The sequence below is a fragment of the Salipiger sp. HF18 genome (genome assembly GCF_011806505.1).
Lineage (GTDB): Bacteria > Pseudomonadota > Alphaproteobacteria > Rhodobacterales > Rhodobacteraceae > Salipiger > Salipiger thiooxidans.
This window is the reverse complement of the sequence record NZ_JAATOS010000580.1, coordinates 1-2,302: the sequence shown is the minus strand read 5'-3', so window position 1 is coordinate 2,302 and position 2,302 is coordinate 1. Positions and strand designations below refer to the sequence as shown.

Genomic DNA, 2,302 nt, shown 5'->3' with positions numbered 1-2,302 from the left:
GTCTCTCTACGGGTAGATCCGGTCGACCTCGGCATAGGCGGGACCGATCAGCGCAAGTTCGGCGATCTCGTCCTCGGTGAAGAGCCCGGCCCGGAGCCCGTCCTGCAGATCGTGGTTGTTGTAGGCCACGTCGTCGGACAGCGCCGCCACCTGCGCCTCGCCGCTGGCGTGGGTGTGCAGCTCGAGATCGTGGACGGCATTGTAGGCGGCCAGCGTCACCGGCAGGGTCTCGCCCTCGGCCAGCGGTAGCAACGGCCCGTTGTGCTTGGCGATGCCCTCGAGCGTGTCCCAGGTCAGGTTCAGCCCGTTGAACTCGGCGTAGTGGCGCTCGAGCGAGGTGACGATGTGCAGCGCCTGCGCGTTGTGGTCGAAGCCGCCATAGGGCGCCATAAGTTCGTGCAGCGCGTCCTCGCCGGTGTGGCCGAAGGGCGTGTGGCCGAGGTCATGGGCCAGCGCCACCGCCTCGGTCAGGTCGGTGTTCAGCCCAAGCGCGTTGGCCATGGTCCGCGCCACCTGCGCCACCTCGATGCTGTGGGTCAGCCGGGTGCGGTAGAAATCGCCCTCGTGCTCGACGAAGACCTGGGTCTTGTGCTTGAGCCGGCGGAACGCCGAGGAATGGATGATACGGTCCCGGTCGCGCTGGAAGCAGGAGCGGAAGGCGCTCTCTTCCTCGATCACGCGCCGTCCGCGCGCGGCTGCCGGATCGCAAGCGTAGATCGCCATGCGCTGTCGCCTTTCGTCTGCGCGGGCCGGATCGTGTTGCCCGGTTGCCGCCTGTCCTTGGCTTCCCTATATTATGCGGACGCAGCAAGATAAACCTTTGCGAGTCCCAAGATGAATCTGCCCCCCAAAGTCACCGACCGTGCCTTCGCCCGCCTCTCCGAGATCGGCGCCGGCGCACAGGGCAAGGCCCTGCGCGTGGCCGTCGAGGGCGGCGGCTGCTCCGGTTTCCAGTACGACATCAAGCTCGACGAGCCCGCCGACGACGATCTCGTCCTCGAGGCATCTGGCGAGCGCGTGGTGATCGACGAGATCTCCCTGCCGTTCCTCGCCAACGCGACCATCGACTTCACCGAAGAGCTGATCGGCGCGCGGTTCACCATCGAGAATCCGAACGCATCCAGCTCCTGCGGCTGCGGCACCAGCTTCTCGATGTGAGATCCGGCTTCCGGGCCTTCCGGACATGAAGAACGGGCGCAACTCTGCGCCCCGTTTTGTTTTTCCCGACAGATTGCACGCCATGACCGGCCCCGCCCAGGGCACGGTCGGTCATGGCTTGCGGGGCGGTGTCACGGCAGGCTCACCGCCTCCGGGGAGGCCTTGCGCAGCGCCTCTGGCGCGAAAATCTCGAGCATTGCGGCCTTGTCGACCGCCTCGCCGCGCACCACGCCCTGCGCGAGGATCCAGTCGGCCTCGCGCACCAGAAGCTCTGCAAGCCCCTCGTCGAGCTGAAGCCCGATGTCCACATCCTGCCACATCTGCGCCAGCGCCTCGGGCGTCATCGCGCCCTGCATCGACCTGGCGACGGACGCCATCGCGGCCTCGGGGTCGGCCTGCACATCCGCGTCCGCCTTGGCGAGCGCCGCCATGAAGGCGTCGAGCGTGGCGGATTTCTCGCCGGTCATCTCGGGCGTGGCCGCGAGAATGTAGTGCACGTCGTAGCCCGGTACCCGCAGTTCTGCGTAGCTGTCGCCCAGCGTCGATTTCGCGGCGCCGTAGAAGGTTGGGAACGGCACGATGGCGTCGAGATCGCCGCGTGCCAGCGCCGGCACCAGGTCGGGCGGCGCCGCGCCCACCACCTCGGCCTCGATCCCCGCACCTGAGAGGATCTCGTCGAGGTAGAAGTTCACGTTGGTGCCGATGGTGGTGCCGATGCGCTTGCCCGCCAGGTCGGACGGGCCCGCCACCTCGCCCGAGGCGGTGTTGACGATCACCCGGCTGCCGGTGAAGCGCGCGAGGTCGCCCACCACGGCGAAGTCCTGTCCGGTGAGCGCGCCCACGGCGGCGGGGAACTCGGCCATGAAGGTCACGTCGACCTGCCCGCCGATCATCGCCTCAAAGCCCTCGCGGCCGGTCGGGAAGGACACGAACTCGATGTCGAGCCCGGCATCTTCGAAGTATCCCTTCTCGATGGCGATATCGACCTGCGGGGTCTGCGGGTTCGGGGTCCAGGCGAAGGTGAGGCTCTCGGCTTTTGCCAGAGCGGGAACAAGCAGCGCGGCACTCAGCGCGGTGGAAGTCAGCAGTTTCATGTATGCGTCTCCTTCAGTGAGCAGGCTCAGGGAGCGGTTCGGTGGTCGGG

General features: G+C 67.4%; 2 protein-coding genes and 1 pseudogene. 1 reads left to right on the top strand and 2 read right to left on the bottom strand.

Annotated features, from left to right (window positions below; all coding sequences use genetic code 11):
- Window positions 1–9: 9 nt before the first annotated feature.
- Window positions 10–723, bottom strand: a pseudogene (dgt, locus tag HC022_RS24395) (dGTP triphosphohydrolase); the annotation flags it as partial.
- Between the two features lie 111 nt (window positions 724–834).
- Between dgt and HC022_RS24390 the strand changes: the two are divergent.
- Window positions 835–1,158 (top strand): iron-sulfur cluster assembly accessory protein, encoded by a 324-nt coding sequence (locus HC022_RS24390; RefSeq protein ID WP_008885925.1) that lies wholly within the window; start codon window positions 835–837, stop codon window positions 1,156–1,158.
- A 131-nt stretch (window positions 1,159–1,289) separates the two neighbouring features.
- Here HC022_RS24390 and HC022_RS24385 read toward each other — a convergent pair whose 3' ends face one another.
- Window positions 1,290–2,252 (bottom strand): ABC transporter substrate-binding protein, encoded by a 963-nt coding sequence (locus HC022_RS24385; RefSeq protein ID WP_167454118.1) that lies wholly within the window; start codon window positions 2,250–2,252, stop codon window positions 1,290–1,292.
- Window positions 2,253–2,302 lie beyond the last annotated feature (50 nt).